Source organism: Blastomonas sp. SL216 (assembly GCA_026625625.1).
Lineage (GTDB): Bacteria > Pseudomonadota > Alphaproteobacteria > Sphingomonadales > Sphingomonadaceae > Blastomonas.
On record CP113055.1, the window covers coordinates 227,635 to 244,778 of the forward strand.

The 17,144-nt window shown below is 65.4% G+C and carries 13 protein-coding genes; 8 read left to right on the forward strand and 5 right to left on the reverse strand.

Annotated features, from left to right (window positions below):
• The first annotated feature begins 120 nt into the window (after positions 1-120).
• The 3 genes from OU999_01120 to OU999_01130 are packed head-to-tail and all read left to right on the forward strand — an operon-like array spanning position 121 to position 5,927.
• Positions 121-1,275 carry an efflux RND transporter periplasmic adaptor subunit gene (locus OU999_01120; protein WAC23825.1) on the forward strand — a complete coding sequence of 385 codons (1,155 nt, stop codon included), beginning with the start codon at positions 121-123 and terminating at the stop codon, positions 1,273-1,275.
• 9 nt (positions 1,276-1,284) lie between these two features.
• The gene (locus OU999_01125; GenBank protein ID WAC23826.1) at positions 1,285-4,476 is read left to right on the forward strand and encodes a multidrug efflux RND transporter permease subunit; all 3,192 of its coding nucleotides are present in this window, start codon (positions 1,285-1,287) and stop codon (positions 4,474-4,476) included.
• A complete protein-coding gene (locus OU999_01130) occupies positions 4,473-5,927 on the forward strand; it encodes an efflux transporter outer membrane subunit (protein WAC23827.1) in 1,455 nt (484 codons plus the stop codon). The genes OU999_01125 and OU999_01130 overlap by 4 nt, the downstream gene beginning before the upstream one ends.
• A 51-nt stretch (positions 5,928-5,978) precedes the next feature.
• On the opposite strand, the gene OU999_01135 is transcribed toward OU999_01130, so the two are convergent.
• On the reverse strand, positions 5,979-8,018 hold the full coding sequence (locus OU999_01135; GenBank protein ID WAC23828.1) for a DEAD/DEAH box helicase: 2,040 nt from the start codon (positions 8,016-8,018) through the stop codon (positions 5,979-5,981).
• Positions 8,019-8,290: 272 nt separating this feature from the next.
• Between OU999_01135 and OU999_01140 the strand changes: the two genes are divergently transcribed.
• Positions 8,291-8,608, forward strand: a complete 318-nt coding sequence (locus OU999_01140; GenBank protein WAC23829.1) for a hypothetical protein — start codon at positions 8,291-8,293, stop codon at positions 8,606-8,608.
• A gap of 43 nt (positions 8,609-8,651) precedes the next feature.
• Here the strand turns inward: OU999_01140 and OU999_01145 are convergent, their stop codons facing one another.
• The 4 genes from OU999_01145 to radC form a co-directional block, all read right to left on the reverse strand.
• Positions 8,652-10,184, reverse strand: coding sequence for a methyl-accepting chemotaxis protein (locus OU999_01145; protein WAC23830.1), 1,533 nt, complete (start codon positions 10,182-10,184; stop codon positions 8,652-8,654).
• A 7-nt stretch (positions 10,185-10,191) separates the two neighbouring features.
• Complete coding sequence (locus OU999_01150) at positions 10,192-10,524, reverse strand: hypothetical protein (GenBank protein ID WAC23831.1); 333 nt, start codon at positions 10,522-10,524, stop codon at positions 10,192-10,194.
• A 158-nt stretch (positions 10,525-10,682) separates the two neighbouring features.
• Positions 10,683-11,870, reverse strand: coding sequence for an NAD(P)/FAD-dependent oxidoreductase (locus OU999_01155; protein ID WAC23832.1), 1,188 nt, complete (start codon positions 11,868-11,870; stop codon positions 10,683-10,685).
• A gap of 73 nt (positions 11,871-11,943) precedes the next feature.
• Positions 11,944-12,672: a DNA repair protein RadC gene (gene radC, locus OU999_01160; GenBank protein ID WAC23833.1), complete on the reverse strand. Its 729-nt coding sequence runs from the start codon at positions 12,670-12,672 to the stop codon at positions 11,944-11,946.
• Between the two features lie 104 nt (positions 12,673-12,776).
• Here radC and OU999_01165 point away from each other — a divergent pair, with 104 nt between their 5' ends.
• The 4 genes from OU999_01165 to OU999_01180 all read left to right on the forward strand — a co-directional run bounded on the left by OU999_01165 (position 12,777) and on the right by OU999_01180 (position 17,133).
• The gene (locus OU999_01165) at positions 12,777-15,977 is read left to right on the forward strand and encodes a YdbH domain-containing protein (protein WAC23834.1); all 3,201 of its coding nucleotides are present in this window, start codon (positions 12,777-12,779) and stop codon (positions 15,975-15,977) included.
• A gap of 20 nt (positions 15,978-15,997) precedes the next feature.
• Positions 15,998-16,189: a YnbE family lipoprotein gene (locus OU999_01170; GenBank protein ID WAC25318.1), complete on the forward strand. Its 192-nt coding sequence runs from the start codon at positions 15,998-16,000 to the stop codon at positions 16,187-16,189.
• Positions 16,189-16,569 carry a YdbL family protein gene (locus OU999_01175; protein WAC23835.1) on the forward strand — a complete coding sequence of 127 codons (381 nt, stop codon included), beginning with the start codon at positions 16,189-16,191 and terminating at the stop codon, positions 16,567-16,569. The genes OU999_01170 and OU999_01175 overlap by 1 nt, the downstream gene beginning before the upstream one ends.
• A 204-nt stretch (positions 16,570-16,773) precedes the next feature.
• Positions 16,774-17,133: an AtpZ/AtpI family protein gene (locus OU999_01180; protein ID WAC23836.1), complete on the forward strand. Its 360-nt coding sequence runs from the start codon at positions 16,774-16,776 to the stop codon at positions 17,131-17,133.
• Positions 17,134-17,144 lie beyond the last annotated feature (11 nt).

Genomic DNA, 17,144 nt, shown 5'->3' on the forward strand with positions numbered 1-17,144 from the left:
CTGAAACAATCTTGCCCTGTCATGGGTTAAGGACCTAGATACGGTCTTCCATCGTATACGGTGTCCCCGAGTTTCTGCGAGTCCGCTATTTTTCGTCCCGTTCGCCAGACACGAACGCTCATGCCACGCTTTGCCCTGGTCGGGATGGCGGCGCTGGCGCTTGCCGGGTGTTCGGGCGGTGATGAGGGCAAGGGCCGGCAGCGCCCGGTGCCCGAAGTCGGCTATGTCGTGGTCAAGGCCAGTGCGGTGCCGGTGGCGGTCGAGCTCGCCGGGCGGATTGCCGCATTCGAGATGTCCGAGGTCCGCCCGCAGGTTACCGGGCTGATCCGCCGCCGGTTCTTTACCGAAGGGGCCATCGTCCGCGCCGGGCAGACCTTGTACGAAATCGACCAGCGCCTGTATCGCGCCGCCACCGCAGAGGCGAGCGCCAACCTGAACAGCGCGATCGCCAATGCCGAAGCCACGCGCATCCGGGCCGAACGGCTGAAGCCGCTGGCCGAGGCGCAGGCGGTGGCGATGCAGGACTATACCGACGCGCTCGCCGCATCACGCCAGGCGGCAGCCGCCGTGCAACAGGGCCGTGCGCAGGTGCAGACCGCCAATGTCAATCTGCAGTTCACTCGGGTACCAGCGCCAATCACCGGGCGTATCGGGCGGTCATTGTTCACGGTCGGCGCGTTGGTCACCGGCAACCAGGCCGAACCGCTGGCGGTGATCCAGGGCGTCGATCCGGTCTTTGTCGATATCCAGCAATCGAGCGCCGACCTGCTCACGCTGCGCCGCTCGCTGGCGCAGGGCGGCTCGGTTCCGGCCAGTGCCGAGGTGTCGCTGGTGCTGGAAGATGGCAGCGAATACGGGCCGCGCGGCGTCGTCCAGTTTTCCGAGGTCATGGTCAATGCCGCGACCGGTACGGTGACCCTGCGCGCGCGCTTCTCCAACCCGCAAGGCCTGTTGCTGCCCGGCATGTTCGTGCGGGCGCGCTTCGATCAGGCGATCAACACCAATGCCATTCTGGTGCCGCAGGCGGCGGTCACGCACAATGCGCGCGGCGATGCGAGCGTGTTCGTGGTTGATGCGGGCAACAAGGCCGCAGAGCGCAAGGTGACTGCCGATCGTGCGGTCGGCAATGACTGGGTCGTGACCAGCGGGTTGAAGCCCGGCGACAAGGTGATCGTCCAGGGCCTGGCCAAGATCAAGCCCGGCGCGCCGATCCGGCCCGTTCCGGCCAGCAAGCCTCAGGTGATCGCGCCGCCCAAGCCCGACACCAAAGGCTGAGGCGCGGCGATGTCGCGCATCTTCATCGAGCGACCGATTTTTGCCTGGGTGCTGGCAATCATCACGATGCTGGCAGGCGTCGGCGCGATCTATCTGCTGCCGGTCGAGCAATATCCCGATGTCGCCCCGCCCCAGGTCAACATCCGCGCGACCTTTCCCGGAGCCTCGGCGGACACGTTGGAAAACAGCGTCACCCAGATTATCGAGCAGCAGCTGACCGGCATCGACGGGCTGTTGTATTTCAACTCCAGCTCCACCTCGCGCGGGCAGGTGACGATCAGCGCGACGTTCGAAAAGGGCACCGACCCGGATATTGCGCAGGTGCAGGTGCAGAACCAGGTGCAGCAGGCGCTCGCCCGTCTGCCGCAGCAGGTGCAGCAACAGGGGCTGCGCGTAACCAAATCGAACCCCGATTTCCTGTTCATCGTCGGCGTCTATGACGAGACCGACCGCAGCACCAATATCGATGTGTCGGACTTTCTGGTGTCGAACCTGCAGGATACCCTGTCGCGCATCGATGGTGTCGGGGAAACCAACGTGTTCGGATCGCAATATGCGATGCGCATCTGGCTCGATCCCGATCGTCTCGCCTCTGTCGGGCTGATGCCGGGCGACATCGTCACCGCCATCCGCAACCAGAATACCGAGGTCGCCGCAGGTGAGGTCGGCGGGCTGCCGCAGCCGGAGAGCAACCGGCTCAACGCCACGGTCACGTCGCAATCGCGCCTGCGCACGGTGGACGAATTCAAGGCGATCATCCTCAAGTCCGAACAGAGCGGCGCGATCGTCAAGCTGGGCGATGTCGCCCGGGTGGAGCTGGGCGCGGAAAACTATTCCGCCTCCAGCCGCATCAACGGCCATCCGGGCGCGGGCCTGGCGATTTCGCTGGCCCCCGGCGCGGACGCGCTGGCCACTGCCGATCTGGTCAAGCAGGCCGTGGCCGACGCACGGTCGAGCTTTCCTCCGGGTTACAACGTGGCCTATGCCAATGATTCGACCGCCTTCATCCGGCTGTCGATCGAGGAGGTGGTGCAGACGCTGATCGAGGCGATCATTCTGGTCGTCATCGTGATGTTCGTCTTCCTGCAAAGCTGGCGCGCGACGCTGATCCCGACCATCGCGGTGCCGGTGGTGCTGCTGGGGACGTTCGCGATCTTCTATCTTGCGGATTTCTCGATCAATACGCTGACCCTGTTCGGGCTTGTGCTGGCTATCGGCCTGCTGGTTGATGATGCGATCGTGGTGGTCGAGAATGTCGAGCGCCTGCTCGACGAAAATCCCGACATGACGCCCAAGGAAGCGACCATCAAGTCGATGGGCGAGATCCAGGTGGCACTGGTGGCGATTGCCGTGGTGCTGTCTGCCGTGTTCCTGCCGATGGCATTTTTCGGCGGGTCGACCGGCGTCATCTATCGCCAGTTCTCGATCACCATCGTCTCGGCCATGGTGCTGTCGGCGCTGGTCGCGCTGATCCTCAGTCCGGCGCTGACCGCGACGCTGCTCAAGCAGAAAAAGCATGACGGGACCGAGCGGGAGAGTCGGTTGAAGCGCAGCTGGCCCTGGGGCGCGCAGCGGATGGAGCGCGCGCAGCGCTGGTTCAACCACGGCTTTGCCCGCGGGACCGACCGCTATGTCGCGGCGGTCGAAAAGGTGGTCGATCGCAAATGGCTGTTCATGGCGATCTATGCGATCGTGCTGGTACTGCTGGTCGCGCTGTTCGTGCGGCTGCCCACAGGGTTCCTGCCGACCGAGGATCAGGGCGCGGCGCGGCTGCAGTTCCGCCTGCCGGCCGGCGCGACCCAGGGGCGCACACGCGAAGTGCAGCTGGCGATCGAGAAGTACATGCTCAATGACGAGCGCAAGAATATCGCGGTGATGTTCAGCGTGGCCGGTGGCGGGCAGGGCGCGGCAGGCCAGAATACCGGCCAGGGCTTCGTCAACTTTGTCGACTGGTCCGATCGCACCGGTGCAGCAGATTCTGCCGATGCGATCAGCGAGCGGGCGACCAAGGCCTTCTCCGCCTTTCGCGATGCGCAGGTCAATGTGCTGGTGCCGGCCGCGATACGCGGGCTGGGCCAGACCAACGGCTTCAGCCTGCAGTTGCAGAACACCAGCGGCATGAGCCGAGAGGAGTTCGCAGAAGCGCGCGACAAGCTTTTGGAACTGGCGGAAAATGACCCGGTGCTCGCGGGCGTGCGGCTGGGCGAACTGCCCGATGTGCAGACGCTGCAGGTCGATATCGACCAGCCCAAGCTGGCCTCGCTGGGGCTCAACCAGAATGACGTCAACACCACGCTGTCGGCGGCCTGGGGTGGGCAATATGTCAATGATTTCATCGACCGTGGCCGGGTGAAGCGCGTGTTCGTGCAGGCTGATGCGCCCTATCGCGCGACGCCCGATGATATCGGCCGCTGGTTCGTGCGCGGCAATGACGGGCAGATGGCGCCATTCTCGGCATTCTCCCGCACCCGCTGGTCGACCACGCCGACGACGCTGTCGCGCTTCCAGGGCTATCCGAGTTTCCAGTATGAAGGCCAGGCGGCACCGGGGCAGAGCTCCGGCGCGGCGATGGACCGGATCGAGGAGCTGGCCAAGGAGATCCCGGGGGTCAGCGTGGCCTGGTCAGGGCTTTCATTCCAGGAACGACTGTCCTCGGGCCAGGCACCATTGCTCTATTCGCTGTCGCTGCTCGTCGTCTTCCTCTGCCTGGCTGCGCTTTACGAAAGCTGGACGATCCCCGTTGCGGTGATGCTGGTGATCCCATTGGGCCTGGTCGGGGCGGTGTTCGCGGTGACGCTGCGCGGGCTGGAGAATGACGTCTATCTGCAGATCGGCCTGCTCACCACCATGGGGCTGGCGGCGAAGAACGCCATTCTGGTGATCGAATTTGCCGAGCAGGCGGAAAAGCGCGGCGCGCGCGTCATCGATGCTGCGCTTGAGGCCGCGCGCCTGCGTCTGCGGCCCATTCTGATGACCAGCCTGGCATTCATCTTCGGCGTGCTGCCTCTCGCCCTGTCGAGCGGCGCAGGGGCGAACAGCCGCATCGCGATCGGCACATCGGTGATCGGCGGCATGCTGACCGCGACGGTGCTGGCGATCTTCTTCATCCCGCTGTTCTTCGTGCTGGTCCGCCGTACGACGCGCGACACGCTCAAGAAGCTGCACATCGGCGAGCCCAAGCCCAATGAAGGTGCAGCATGAGGCGCGCGGCACCTTTGATCGCGCTGGCGCTGCTCTCGGGCTGCTCTATGGCGCCCAAATATGTCCAGCCCGACCTGCCGGTTCCGGCCTCCTGGCCGGTGGGCGATGCCTATCTTGCGCAGAGCGAGGCGGCGCTGCCGGTGATGAGCTATCGCGAGGTATTTGCCGACCCGCGTCTGGCGCAGGTGATCGAGCAGGCGCTTGCCAATAACCGCAACCTGCGCGTGGCGGCCGCGAATATCGAGGCGGCGCGCGCGCAGTTCCGCATCCAGCGCGCCAGCCAGCTGCCGCAGATCGGCGTGGCGGCAGGCAGGACGCAATTCGACAACGGCACCGCCAACCAGAACCGCAACCAGGATGTCGATATCGGCAACAGCCCGACGGCCAGCCGGTCGACCGCCGGGGTCCGCTATACCGCCGATGTCAGCAACACTGCCTTCGAGATCGACCTGTTCGGGCGCTTGCAGTCGCTGTCCGACGCGGCGCTCAACCGCTATTTTGGCACCGAGGCAGCGGCGCGCGCGACGCGGCTGACGCTGATCGGCGATGTTGCCGATGCCTGGCTGACCTATGCCGCCGACCGGTCGCTGCTCAAGCTGGCCGAGGATACCGCCGCCAATGCGCGCGAGCGGGTGAAGCTGACCCGGCTGCGGCTGGAGGGCGGCATCGCTCCGCGCACCGATCTGCGTCAGGCCGAGCAGATACTGGCGACCGCCGAGGCCGATATCGCGCAGCAGACCACGGCGCTGGCGCAGGACGTGAATGCGCTGCAACTGCTCGTCGGCGCACCTGTCGATACGGCGCTGCTGCCGCAGTCGATCGCCGATGCAGGCGAGGCGGTGCGCACACTTCCGGCAGGGCTTGATTCGACGATCCTGCTGCGCCGCCCCGACGTGATGCAGGCCGAATATGAACTGCGCGCCGCCAATGCGGAGATCGGTGCCGCGCGCGCAGCGCTGTTCCCGCGCATCACGCTGACAGGGCTTGCCGGGCTTGCCAGCAATGCGCTGTCCACGCTGTTTACCGGCGCGGCGTTCAACTATTCGGCGGGTGTCAATGTGCGCTATTCGCTGTTTGCTGGCGGTGCTGCGCAGGCGGGCGTGGCGCAGACCCAGGCGCAGCGCGATGCGGCCATCGCAGGCTATGAGGGCGCGATCCAGGCGGCCTTCCGCGATGTGGCCGATGCGCTGGCACGGCGCGGCACGATAACCGAGCAGCTCCGCGCCAACCGTTCGTTCGTGGATGCGGCAGAGGACAGCTTCCGCCTCACCGATATGCGCTATCGCGGCGGGCTCGATTCCTTCCTCACCAGCCTCGATGCCCAGCGCTCGCTCTATCAGGCGCAGCGCACGTTGCTGACGACGCAGCTTGTCGAGGCGAGCAATCGCGTAACGCTCTACCGCGCGCTCGGCGGAGAAGCGGTCGAGACGTCACCCGGCGCGAGGCCGTGAGCCTTTAGGCAGTCCCCTCCCTGAAAGAGAGGGGACGATCGGGCAATTCCCTTAGCCCTTGGGACGCTTGTTGAAGGGTTTGCCGCCCGGCTTTCCTGCGGGACGAGGCTTGCCGTCGAAGCGCGGCTTGCCGCCAGGGCCACCAGTCCGGGGACCTTCGCTGCGGGGCGCATCGCTGCGCGGGCCACGTGCGGGACGATCGGCAAAGGAAGCGCGGTCGGCCTGGGTCTTCTTGTCGCCAAACACCTTCTTCTCGCCGAAGGGCTTGCGGTCACCGAACGGCTTCTTGTCGCCAAACGCCTTGCGCTCTCCTGCGGGCTTGCGATCGCCATAAGGCTTGCGCTCGCCATCTTCACGGGGCGGACGGCGCTCGCCATCCGGGCGGGCTTCATAGCGCGGCTTGAGCGGCGCATTGCCGCGACCCTTTTTGCCCGAGCCGGCACCATCGCGGCGCTGCGGCGGGCCGGAGCGGCGCTGGAACTCGGGCGGACCATCGGCCTTGGTGATGATGACGCTGCCTTCATCGCCATCCTCGCCGCCAGAGGTACGCTCCACCGCCTGGGCAAAGCGATCCGCCACGGTACGCGGGATCTCGAAATGGGTGGCGTCGTCGCTCAACCGGATGGCGCCGATTTCGCCGCGCGTGACATGGCCACGGCGGCACAGCAGTGGCAGCAGCCAGCGCGGATCGGCATTCTGACGGCGGCCGATGTTCATCGAGAACCACACGGTGTCCTCAAAACCGGGACGCGGGCCGAAGTCGCGCGGCGGCGGCGGCGAGGATGCGTCGAGCAGCTCTTCGGGCTCGGGCATCTGCGCACGGTGCGCCTGCACCAGCATGATGGCCAGATCTTCGGCACTGCGTTCGGCCAGCAGGGCCTGTGCCAGCTCGCGATCGGCCTCTTCGACCTCGACCGGCGCGCGCAGCCGCTCCAGCAGGCGTTCGCGGTCGGCCTGGCGGATGTCTTCGGCCGAAGGCGGCGTGATCCACTGCGCCGGGATATTCGCCCCGCGCAGCATCTGTTCCAGACGGCGGCGGCGCGGATAGGGCACGATCATCAGCGCGGTGCCCTTCTTGCCTGCGCGTCCGGTGCGGCCCGACCGGTGCTTCAGCGTATCGGCATCGCGCGGCAGCTCGACATGGATGACCAGCGAAAGGCCGGGAAGGTCGATGCCGCGTGCAGCGACATCGGTCGCCACGCACACGCGCGCACGGCGGTCACGCAGCGCCTGAAGCGCCTGGTTGCGCTCGTTCTGGCTGTGCTCGCCCGACAGGGCCACGGCGGAAAAGCCGCGCTCGATCAGGCTGGAATGCAGATGGCGGACATTATCGCGCGTCGCGCAGAACAGGATGGCGGTCTCCGCTTCATGCAGGCGCAGCAGGTTGACCACCGCATTTTCGATGTCCGAAGGCGCGACAGTGCAGGCGACATAATCGATGTCGCCATGGCCGCGATCTTCGCTGACCGTCGAGATACGATGCGCATCGCGTTGATAACGCTTGGCCAGCGCGACGATCGGCTTGGGCATGGTCGCCGAGAACAGCAGGGTGCGGCGGCCCTCGGGCGTGGCGTCGAGGATTTCTTCAAGGTCTTCGCGAAAGCCCATGTCGAGCATTTCGTCGGCTTCGTCGAGCACCGCGACTTTCAGCGCCGACAGGTCGAGCGCGCCGCGTTCCAGATGGTCGCGCAGGCGTCCGGGTGTGCCGACCACGATCTGTGCGCCATAGCCCAGATTGCGCCGCTCGCGCGAGGCATCCATGCCACCGACACAGGTGGCGATGCGCGCGCCTGCGGGGCCGTAGAGCCACATGAATTCGCGGCTGACCTGCAGCGCCAGTTCGCGCGTCGGGGCGATGATCAGCGCCTGGGGGGCGGTGCCACCGCTCACCCGGCCATCCTCGCCGATCAGTTCGGTCGCCATCGAAAGCCCGAAGGCGACGGTCTTGCCCGATCCGGTCTGAGCGGAAACAATCAGGTCGCGGCCTTGCGCTTCGGCTTCCAGAACGGCCTGCTGCACGGGGGTGAGGGTGTCATAGCCGTGCGCATCAAGCGCGTCCGACAGAACGGCGGGAACGGTATCAAAAGGCATGGGATTTCAATTCGTGTCGATGATGCGAAGGTTCCGCATCCATCGGCGAAACCGCGCGCGAGGCCCAAAATCCGGCTTCGCTGCAAGCCCGGGCGCTTAGCGGATTTGCGGCCTTGGCACAATCATATTCGCTTGAGGCCCAATTCCGCTCCGATTGAGTCGGCCCCGCTTTGGGTGTAATCTGCGCGCACAGGAGAGATGGCATGGTGAACAGGCGGACTGGGATCTCGATATTGGCATGTGCAGCTATGCTGGCCTTGCCAGCCGGAGTCATGGCGCAGGAGGTCGGCAACTGGGTGCTGTCTCCCTGGCGGGGCAGCACTGTGCTCTATCCCGGCGTGATTGAATCGCGCACTGGCAGTCTGGTCACCATCCGGTTCGACGACGGTGATGTCGAGACGCGCCAGGCCAGCACGGTCCGGCCCTTCGATTGGCGCGCAGGCAGCCGCATCGCCTGTCTATGGAGCGACAACAGATGGTATAACGCGACCGTCCGCACGATCGCGGCAGACGGCTTTACCATGCAGATCCGCTATGACGACGATGGCGTGATCGAGAACACCAATACGGGCCGCTGCCGCACGCGCTGAAGCCTGTGCGGCAAGCCTGGCAGTTTCGGCCCGCCCGGTGTGATCAGGCTGCGCGCGCCAGCTTGGGGTGCGCCATGGCCATGCCAGCTTGAGACAGGCGGAAGCGGCTGATTTCCTGGGCCAGAGTGCGCGACTGGTCTGCCAGCGAGCGGGCGGCTGCGCTGGTTTCCTCGACCATCGCCGCATTCTGCTGGGTAATGCCGTCGAGCGCGCCGACGGTGCCGTTGACCTCGCGCAGCTTGGCTGCCTGGCTTTCGACCGACCCTGCGATGGTGGAGACGAACTCGCTGATCTGCAGGATGCGGGTGGTGATCCGCTCCAGCGTCTCGCTGGTTTCGCTGACCACATTAACGCCCAGGGCGATCTGCTCGTTCGACGCGCTGATCTTGGTCTTGATGTCCTGCGCGGCTTCGGCCGAGCGCTGCGCGAGCGCACGGACTTCGGACGCGACGACAGCAAAGCCCTTGCCAGCCTCGCCGACGCGGGCGGCTTCCACCCCGGCATTGAGGGCCAAGAGGTTGGTCTGGAAGGACAGCGCGTCGATCACCGCGATGATCTGGTCGATTTCGCGCGCAGAGCTCTCGATATTGGTCATCGCCTCGCGGGCTCGTTCCACAATGCCCGCCGATTTCTCGGCCTCGCCTTGTGCGGCATCGAGCACATGCCGGGCTTCGACCGCGCGATTGGCGGTGTCCGAAATCGAATCGGATACCGAGCGGATGGTCGAGACGGTGTCGTGCAGCGTCGAGCTCTGGCGCTCGGTGCGATCTGCCATGTCGTTCGAGGCATGGCTGACATCGCCCGCGCTTTCGTCGATACGGGTGGCGACACCCGAAATCTTCTCCAGCGACTGGCGCATGCCCTCCAGCGCACCGTGATAGTCGGCGCGGAGCTGCTCGTATTCGGGCGGGAAGGGCACGTCGATGCGCGCGGTCAGGTCGTTGCGTGCCATGGCCTTGAGGCCTTCGCCAAGTTCGCCGATGACCTTGGTCTGCTTGGCGGCAATGGCATCGCGGGTGGCTGCGGCATCCTGCTCCAGCCGTTCGGCCTCGCGCCTGGCTTCGGCCTGACGCTCGATCATCCGTTCAAGCTGCAGCGATACCTGGATCAGTACGGCAGCCTCGACCAGCACGATCGCCGCATGCAGCAGCACGCGCGGCAAATCCGCGCCGTCCGGGAAGACCCAGGCCGGCATCAGCACGTTGGTGCCCAGATGGTGCACTGCAATCACCGCTGTCCCGGCCACGATCGCGCGCCAGTCGCACATCACCACCAGCGTGGCGAGCAGCGCGAAGAACGCCATATGGACGTCCATCTGCAGATTGGTGCCGGCTGCCTGGTAGAGCAGGATGGCCGGATAGACCGGCAATGTGCCGCCCAGAAGGATGCGGGTGGTGCCATCGGCCTTGCCGCTGCGCACGAGAAAGGTGGGGATCAGCGTGACCGCGACCGCCATGGCGATCGGCGCCCAGCCGCTGCCGGCATACAGGCTGATCCCGGCGATGACGCCGACGCAAAGCCATGCGATGACGATCAGCGCGAAGGCGCCGTTCTTGCGAATTCCTGTCAGTTCCATGCGACGCTCATATGTTCCTTGAGGTGGAGGCGAGGTTGCCGCAGAAGATTGCGGGTGCCTTGATCACCAGGCTGTTGTGATGCCACGCGCCAGCTGTGAGCTGTTCGCGCTTGCCATAGACCAGGATCGATCCGGGCAGCGGGCCAGTACCCAGAAAGGCGGCCCCGTCGCGTATCGTCCAGTCCATCGCCCGGCCCATGCCGCCGCCGTCCAGTGGAATGACCATCATCGGCCCTTCGTTTGGCGGAGCGAGCATCGCGGCCAGCAGCGCGAGCGCCACGACCAGCCCCTGCACCAGCACGGCAAGGCTGACCCCGCAATCAGCTGGCCGTGCAGGCATGTCCGGAGGGTGCGTTGGTGCGTGCATCGTCACCGATATCGCCCACCCTGGTAAATTTTCGATTATTCATCCGACTGGATGCAAGAAAAGCCCAAATCAACGCAGTTGCAAACGATTGATGATGGTATTGATTTCCAAATAAAACCACCAATTTGGTTTTAAATCGCCTGGCCAGCCGCATGTCCGCTCGCCCAGGCCCATTGGAAATTATAACCGCCGAGCCAGCCGGTCACGTCCACCGCCTCGCCAATGGCGTAAAGGCCGGGAACCTTGCGCGCTTCCATGGTCTGCGACGACAGGCCATCGGTGCTGATGCCGCCGGCGGTGACCTCGGCCTTGGCATAGCCTTCGGTGCCATTGGGGTGGAATGCCCAGGCCCGCAGCCGCTGCTCTGCAGCCTGGAGCAGCTTGTCCGGCGTATCGGCCAGCCGCGCGTCGCCGCCGATTCGCTCGCCCAGCGTCGCGGCGAGGCGATCGGGCAGCATGGTGCCGAGCAGGCTGCGCAGGCTGGCGCGTGGCTGGTTGCGCTTGGCGGCGGTCAGCCAGCCGGCGGGCGCATCGGGCAGAAAGTCGATGCCGACCGGATCGCCATGCCGCCAATAGCTGGAAACCTGGAGGATCGCGGGACCGGACAGCCCCTTGTGCGTGAACAGCGCCGCCTCGCGAAACATCGTCTTGCCGGCACGCGCGATAACTTCGGTTGCGACCCCGGAAAGCGAGCGGAACAGTGTCTCGTCACCGCCCAGCGTCAACGGAACCAGCGCCGGCCGGGGCTCGACCACCTTGAGGCCAAACTGTCGTGCCAGATCATAGGCAAATCCGGTCGCGCCCATCTTGGGGATGGAAGGCCCGCCGGTGGCGATGACCAGCGCGGGCGCGGCTGCCGACCGGTCGCCATAGGTGACATGATATTGGCCATCGGCATGGCTGACCGCGCGCACCGGATGGCCCAGCGCGATCTCGACCGCGCCCTTGTCGCATTCGTCGAGCAGCATCGCGACGATCTGCCGCGCCGACCCGTCGCAGAACAACTGGCCCAGCGTCTTTTCGTGCCATGCAATGCCATGCGCATCGACCAGATCGATGAAATCCTGCGCGCTGTAGCGGCCCAGCGCCGACTTGGCGAAATGCGGATTGGCGCTGAGATAGCGGTCCGGCTGGGTATGGATATTGGTGAAGTTGCAGCGTCCGCCGCCCGAGATCAGGATCTTCTTGCCCGGTGCATCGGCATGATCGAGCAGCAACACCCGCCGTCCGCGCTGTCCGGCGGTCGCCGCGCAGAACAGGCCGGCCGCGCCAGCGCCCAGGATGATCGCGTCATAGGTTGAGGGGGCAAAGGCGGGCATGGACCGGGCCTATGGCGGATGCGGGAGGGAAGGGGAACACCCAAAATCCTCGCTGGGCGAGCAAGGCGAAGTGCTAGATCAACCCCATCGAGCGCATGCTCGAATGGCCGTCTAGCCCGATGATGATATGATCGTGCACCCCGATGCCCAGCCTTTTGCCGGCCTCGATGATCTCGCGGGTGATGTGGATGTCCTGCTTGCTGGGCTGCGGATTGCCGCTGGGGTGGTTGTGAACGAGGATCAGCGATACCGCCCCCAGGTCGAGCGCGCGCTTGATTACCTGGCGGGTGTAGATCGCGGCCTGGTCGACCGACCCTTCGGACATCACATCGTCGCTGATCAGCATGTTCTTGGCGTTGAGGAACAGCACGCGCACCCGTTCGCGGGTGAGATGCGCCATGTCGAGCCGCAGATAGTCGAGCAGCGCCTGCCAGCTCGACAGGATCGGCTGGCGGCGCACCGGTTCGCTCACCAGCCGCCGCGCTGCCACCTGCACGATCTTCAGCGCCGCTGCACTCGTCTCGCCCATGCCCGGCAGCGCGCGCAGCGAATCGCCATCGGCGGTGAGCACGCCTGCCAGCGAGCCGAAATGGTCGATCAGCTGCTTGGCCAGCGGCTTGGTGTCGCGGCGCGGAATCGCCAGGGTCAGCAGATATTCAACGATTTCATGATCATGCAGCCCGGTTCCGTCAGTGTTCAGCAACCGCTCCCTAAGCCGGGCGCGATGGCCCGCACCATGATGCCCGCCTGCCGGAAGATCGGGCAGTTCGGCATCGGCCAGCAGAGGCAGCGAAGAGGGCATGATTTGAGGTTAATGGGTCGTCTTGATGCGGGCAAACGCTTTGTCGGAACGGCTTTGCCCGTACGCCGTTGCAAGGCGATCCTTTGCAAGCCATTCAGGTGACAATGAGCGATCCCGATACAGAAGCCGAAACGATCCCGCCCGAAAGGCAGGTGCGGGCGTGGCGGCGTATCGCCTGGCCGCTGCGCGTCGTGCTTTGCGGGGTCGCGCTGCTGGGGCTGGCCGGTCTGATCGCCTGGACCCAGCGCGAGGATATTGCGCGCAACCTGATCGGCAATGAACTGGAGGCGCGCGGAATAGAGGCGCGCTACGACATCGAATCGATTGGCGTAGGACGTCAGATGGTGCGCAATCTGGTGCTGGGCGATCCCCGACGGCCCGATGCGACGATTGCGCGGCTCAGCATCGATATCAGCGGCGGCCTGTTCGGCCTCAGCATCGACCGCGTGATCGTGGAAGGGCTGCGCGGCTATGGGCGGCTCGACAAGGGGCGGATCAGCTTCGGCAGCCTGGACAAGCTCATCTACACCGGCAGCGAGGACCCGTTCAGTCTGCCAAGGCTGGACCTGACGCTGCGCGATGCGCGGGCGCGGATCGAAAGCCCCTATGGCACGATCGGTATCAAGGCCGACGGCAGCGGAAACCTGCGCGATGGCTTCAAGGGCCAGGTCGCAGCGATTGGCGCCAAGCTGAGCTATGCCGGTTGCGCGCTTGACCGGCCCAGCCTGTTCGGCGCAGTCCGCATCGTCAACCAGCGTCCGTCCTTCCGGGGACCGGTGCGCTTTTCCGGCCTCTCCTGTGCTACCGGCGGATTGTCGGTCGGGCCGTCGTCGATTGCGCTGCGCGCGGGAGCCAACGCCGCGCTCGACCGGGTCGAGGGGGCGATCGTCCCCGCAACCGGCGCGATCCGGGGCAATGGCTTTGCCGCAGACGGGCTTGGCGGCAGGCTGGGCTTTTCCGCCAGCGCGCAGCAGCTCGATGGCGATATCGATCTGGCGCTGAACCAGATCGGCGTCACGGATAATGGCTTCGGCCGGCTGGCCGCCCAGGGCAAGGGCGTCTTGCGTCTGGGCGGCGCGCAACCCGATTTCGGTTTCGAGGGCGATCTGCAGGGCGAGCGCCTGACGATGCCGAACGCGCGGCTCTCCGGGCTGGACAGCGCGGTCAGGGCCAGTGCCAGCCTGCCGATCGGGCCGCTGGTCGAACGGATGGCTGCGGCCGCGCGCAGGGCGCTGCCGGGTGCGGACCTGACGATGACCGTGCAGGCGCGGGCCAAGGGCGAACAGCTTTCGCTCGCCGTACCGCGGCTTGCGCTGACCGGGGCGAGCGGGGAGCGCCTTATCGGCGGCAACAGCCTCAGCGTGAAGCGCGTCGGCAGCGAATGGCAACTCGCGGGCAATGTAGCGACCGGCGGGGCGGGGCTGCCGGTCGCGCAGCTGCGCATCGTTCCGCGCGGGCAGGGGGCCTATGCGCTCAAGGCGACGATGCAGGATTACAGCGCAAGGGGGGCGTCGTTGGCACTGCCGCAGTTCGAGGCGCTGTGGAACGGACGCGGTGCGCTCAGCTTTACCGGGCTGGCGCGGCTTTCCGGCCCCATTCCGGGCGGAGCCGTGAGCGGTCTGGTGCTGCCGCTACAGGGCCGCTGGAGCGATGCGCGCGGGCTTGCCCTGTATGACCGCTGCCAGCTGCTGCGCTTTGACCGGCTGCAGCTTTCGAATTTCACGTCCGGCGCGCAGGCGATCACTTTGTGTCCGCAGCGCGGCCAACCGATGGTCCGCACCGGCGCTCAGGGGCTCGCCGTGTCGGCGCGTCTGGCTGGCGCTACGCTGCTGCGCGGCAGGCTCGGATCGAGCGATCTGACGCTGGCCGCCGGTTCAGCGCAGGTCGATTTTCCCGGCGCCGCCCGGCTGACCGATGTCGATCTGCTGATAGGCAATGAAAGCTCTGGCACGCATATCACCGCCGGCGATCTCAGCGTCGATCTGGGAGGCGTGCTGGGTGGGCGCTATGCCGATGCCGAGGCGACCATCGGCGCGGTACCGATGATCCTGACGCGGGGTTCGGGCAGCTGGCGCTTTGCCGAATCGGTGCTGGAGGTCAGGGGCGACGAATGGCTGCTGCGCGATCGCCAGATTCCGGCGCGGTTCCAGCCGCTGATCACCGACGACATGCAGCTGACTCTGGCGGACGGACGTATCGCGGTGACCGGGGTGCTCGACGAGCCGCAGACACAGCGCCCCGTTGTGCGCGTCGCCATTTCGCATGATCTGGCGAGCGTGACCGGCCATGCCGATCTGTTCGTCGATGCGCTGACATTTGACGACCGCTTGCAGCCCGAAATGATCAGCAACATCGCGCTGGGCGTCATCGCCAACACGCGCGGGCTGGTCGCGGGGCAGGGGCGGATCGACTGGTCGGCAAACGGGGTCACGGCGAGCACCGGGCGATTCCGCACCGATTCGCTCGATTTTGCCGCCGCCTTCGGTCCGGTCACCGGGCTGTCCGGGGAAATCGTGTTCACCGACCTGTTGGGCCTGTCGACGGGCCCCGGCCAGGTCGTCCGGTTGGCGCAGGTCAATCCCGGCTTCGCGGTCTATAACGGCACGATTCGCTACCAGCTGCTGCCTGGCTTCAAGATGCAGGTCGAGGGCGGCGAATGGCCGTTTGCCGGTGGGCGGCTGCTGCTCGACCCCGGCATGGTCGATCTGGTGAGCGAGGAGCCGCGCCGTCTGGTCTTCCGCGTCGACCGCGTCGATGCCGCGCAATTCCTCTCCGGTTTCGACTTCGAGAATATCAACGCCACCGGCCAGTTCACCGGGGTCATTCCCATCATTTTCGACAAGGATGGCGGCCATGTGCGCGGCGGGCGGCTGGAGGTGATCGGCGATGGCGGGACGCTCGCCTATGTTGGGGAACTGACTTATGAAGACCTTGGCACGATGGCAAACTTCGCCTTCAACGCCTTGCGATCATTGCGATATCGTGACCTGGTTGTCGAGATGGATGGCGAGCTGGCCGGCGAAGTTGTCACGCGGATCCGCTTCGATGGCCTCAGCCAGGGCGAGGGGGCATCGCGCAATTTCCTCACCCGCCAGGTCGAAAAGCTGCCGCTGCAGTTCAACGTGACGATCAGCGCGCCCTTCCTGCAGCTGATCACCTCGGCGCGCTCGCTCTACGACACGCAGTATATTACCGACCCCGGCGTGCTCGGGCTGCTGCCGGGCCAGATCAACAACCCGAAGCCAAGTTCGACAACGCCAGCAAAACCGGGCATTCAGCCCCCAGAAAGCGAGGATCGTCCATGAAGGGCAGCAAGAGGATGGCGATGGTGAGGAACCCGTGGGGGCAGATGGCGGTACTGGCATTGGCCACCGCATTGCTGGGCGGGTGTGTGACGGTGACGGCGCCTGACAAGCCGATCGTCATCAACCTCAACATCAATATCAAACAGGAAGTCGTCTATCGGCTCGATGGCAAGGCCAAAGAGGTGATCGACGAAAATGCGGAGATTTTCTGATGAACAGGGCGATTATCAAGGCGGGGCTCGCAGGCGTTCTGGCGCTGGGGCTGGCGCTGCCCGCCATGGCGCAGCGCGATCCGGCCTATGAGGCTGCGCGCGAAAACGGCAGCATCGGCGAAAAGCCGGACGGCTATCTGGGCATTGTCAGCGGCGGCGATGCGCAGTTGCAGAAGCTGGTCAGCGACATCAACCTCAAGCGCAAGCAGGTCTATACCGACCGTGCTTCGGCCGAAGGTTCGACCGTCGAACAGTTCGCTTTCACGGCGGGATGCAACACCATTTCGCGCACCAGGCCGGGTGAAAAATACCAGGCGCCCGATGGCAGCTGGAAGACTCGGGACGGCAGTCCACCGGTGCGCGATGCACGCTGCCCCTGAGGCACACAGCCGTATTAACCTGGATCAAGCCCGGATTTCATCGGAAATCCGGGCTTTTTTGTGCGTATTCTCGCAGCGCAGCATGACCATTGACTTGGGCACCAGCCCTTTCTAAACGGGCCGCGCCTTGGCGGGTCCGCTCGCTGTCGGGTGCGTGCTTTTTGAACATCGTAGCCTCAGGCCCGATAACAGGGAGTAAAGCACATGGCAGAGAATGAACCCGGGCAAGACCCTGTCGGCGGCGACGCGCGGATCGATCACATCGGTGACCGTATTCGCGATATCACGCAGCGGGAGCAGGCCGAAGCGAGCGGCAAAGGGGGCGGGGTCGATGCAAATTATCGACTTGGCAACCGGGTGCTCGCCGATCTGCTGGGGGGAATTGCAGGTGGTTTGCTGTTCGGCTGGCTGTTCGATCGCTGGCTGGGCACATCGCCCTGGCTCCTGATCACGTTCCTCGCACTGGGGATCATCGTGGCCTTCAGGAACATCATCCGGGTTTCCAACGCATATTCGGCGGGGCTGAAAAATCAGCAGTCTCCGCAGGATAAGTCTGAAGATTAAACGAAGAGGTA

Excerpts from the sequence above, each read along its gene's own strand:
- OU999_01120 (WAC23825.1), top strand. The coding sequence starts at position 121 with ATGCCACGCTTTGCCCTGGTCGGGATGGCGGCGCTGGCGCTTGCCGGG.
- OU999_01125 (WAC23826.1), top strand. The coding sequence starts at position 1,285 with ATGTCGCGCATCTTCATCGAGCGACCGATTTTTGCCTGGGTGCTGGCA.
- OU999_01130 (WAC23827.1), top strand. The coding sequence starts at position 4,473 with ATGAGGCGCGCGGCACCTTTGATCGCGCTGGCGCTGCTCTCGGGCTGC.
- OU999_01135 (WAC23828.1), bottom strand. The coding sequence starts at position 8,018 with ATGCCTTTTGATACCGTTCCCGCCGTTCTGTCGGACGCGCTTGATGCG.
- OU999_01140 (WAC23829.1), top strand. The coding sequence starts at position 8,291 with ATGGCGCAGGAGGTCGGCAACTGGGTGCTGTCTCCCTGGCGGGGCAGC.
- OU999_01145 (WAC23830.1), bottom strand. The coding sequence starts at position 10,184 with ATGGAACTGACAGGAATTCGCAAGAACGGCGCCTTCGCGCTGATCGTC.
- OU999_01150 (WAC23831.1), bottom strand. The coding sequence starts at position 10,524 with ATGCCTGCACGGCCAGCTGATTGCGGGGTCAGCCTTGCCGTGCTGGTG.
- OU999_01155 (WAC23832.1), bottom strand. The coding sequence starts at position 11,870 with ATGCCCGCCTTTGCCCCCTCAACCTATGACGCGATCATCCTGGGCGCT.
- radC (WAC23833.1), bottom strand. The coding sequence starts at position 12,672 with ATGCCCTCTTCGCTGCCTCTGCTGGCCGATGCCGAACTGCCCGATCTT.
- OU999_01165 (WAC23834.1), top strand. The coding sequence starts at position 12,777 with ATGAGCGATCCCGATACAGAAGCCGAAACGATCCCGCCCGAAAGGCAG.
- OU999_01170 (WAC25318.1), top strand. The coding sequence starts at position 15,998 with ATGGTGAGGAACCCGTGGGGGCAGATGGCGGTACTGGCATTGGCCACC.
- OU999_01175 (WAC23835.1), top strand. The coding sequence starts at position 16,189 with ATGAACAGGGCGATTATCAAGGCGGGGCTCGCAGGCGTTCTGGCGCTG.
- OU999_01180 (WAC23836.1), top strand. The coding sequence starts at position 16,774 with ATGGCAGAGAATGAACCCGGGCAAGACCCTGTCGGCGGCGACGCGCGG.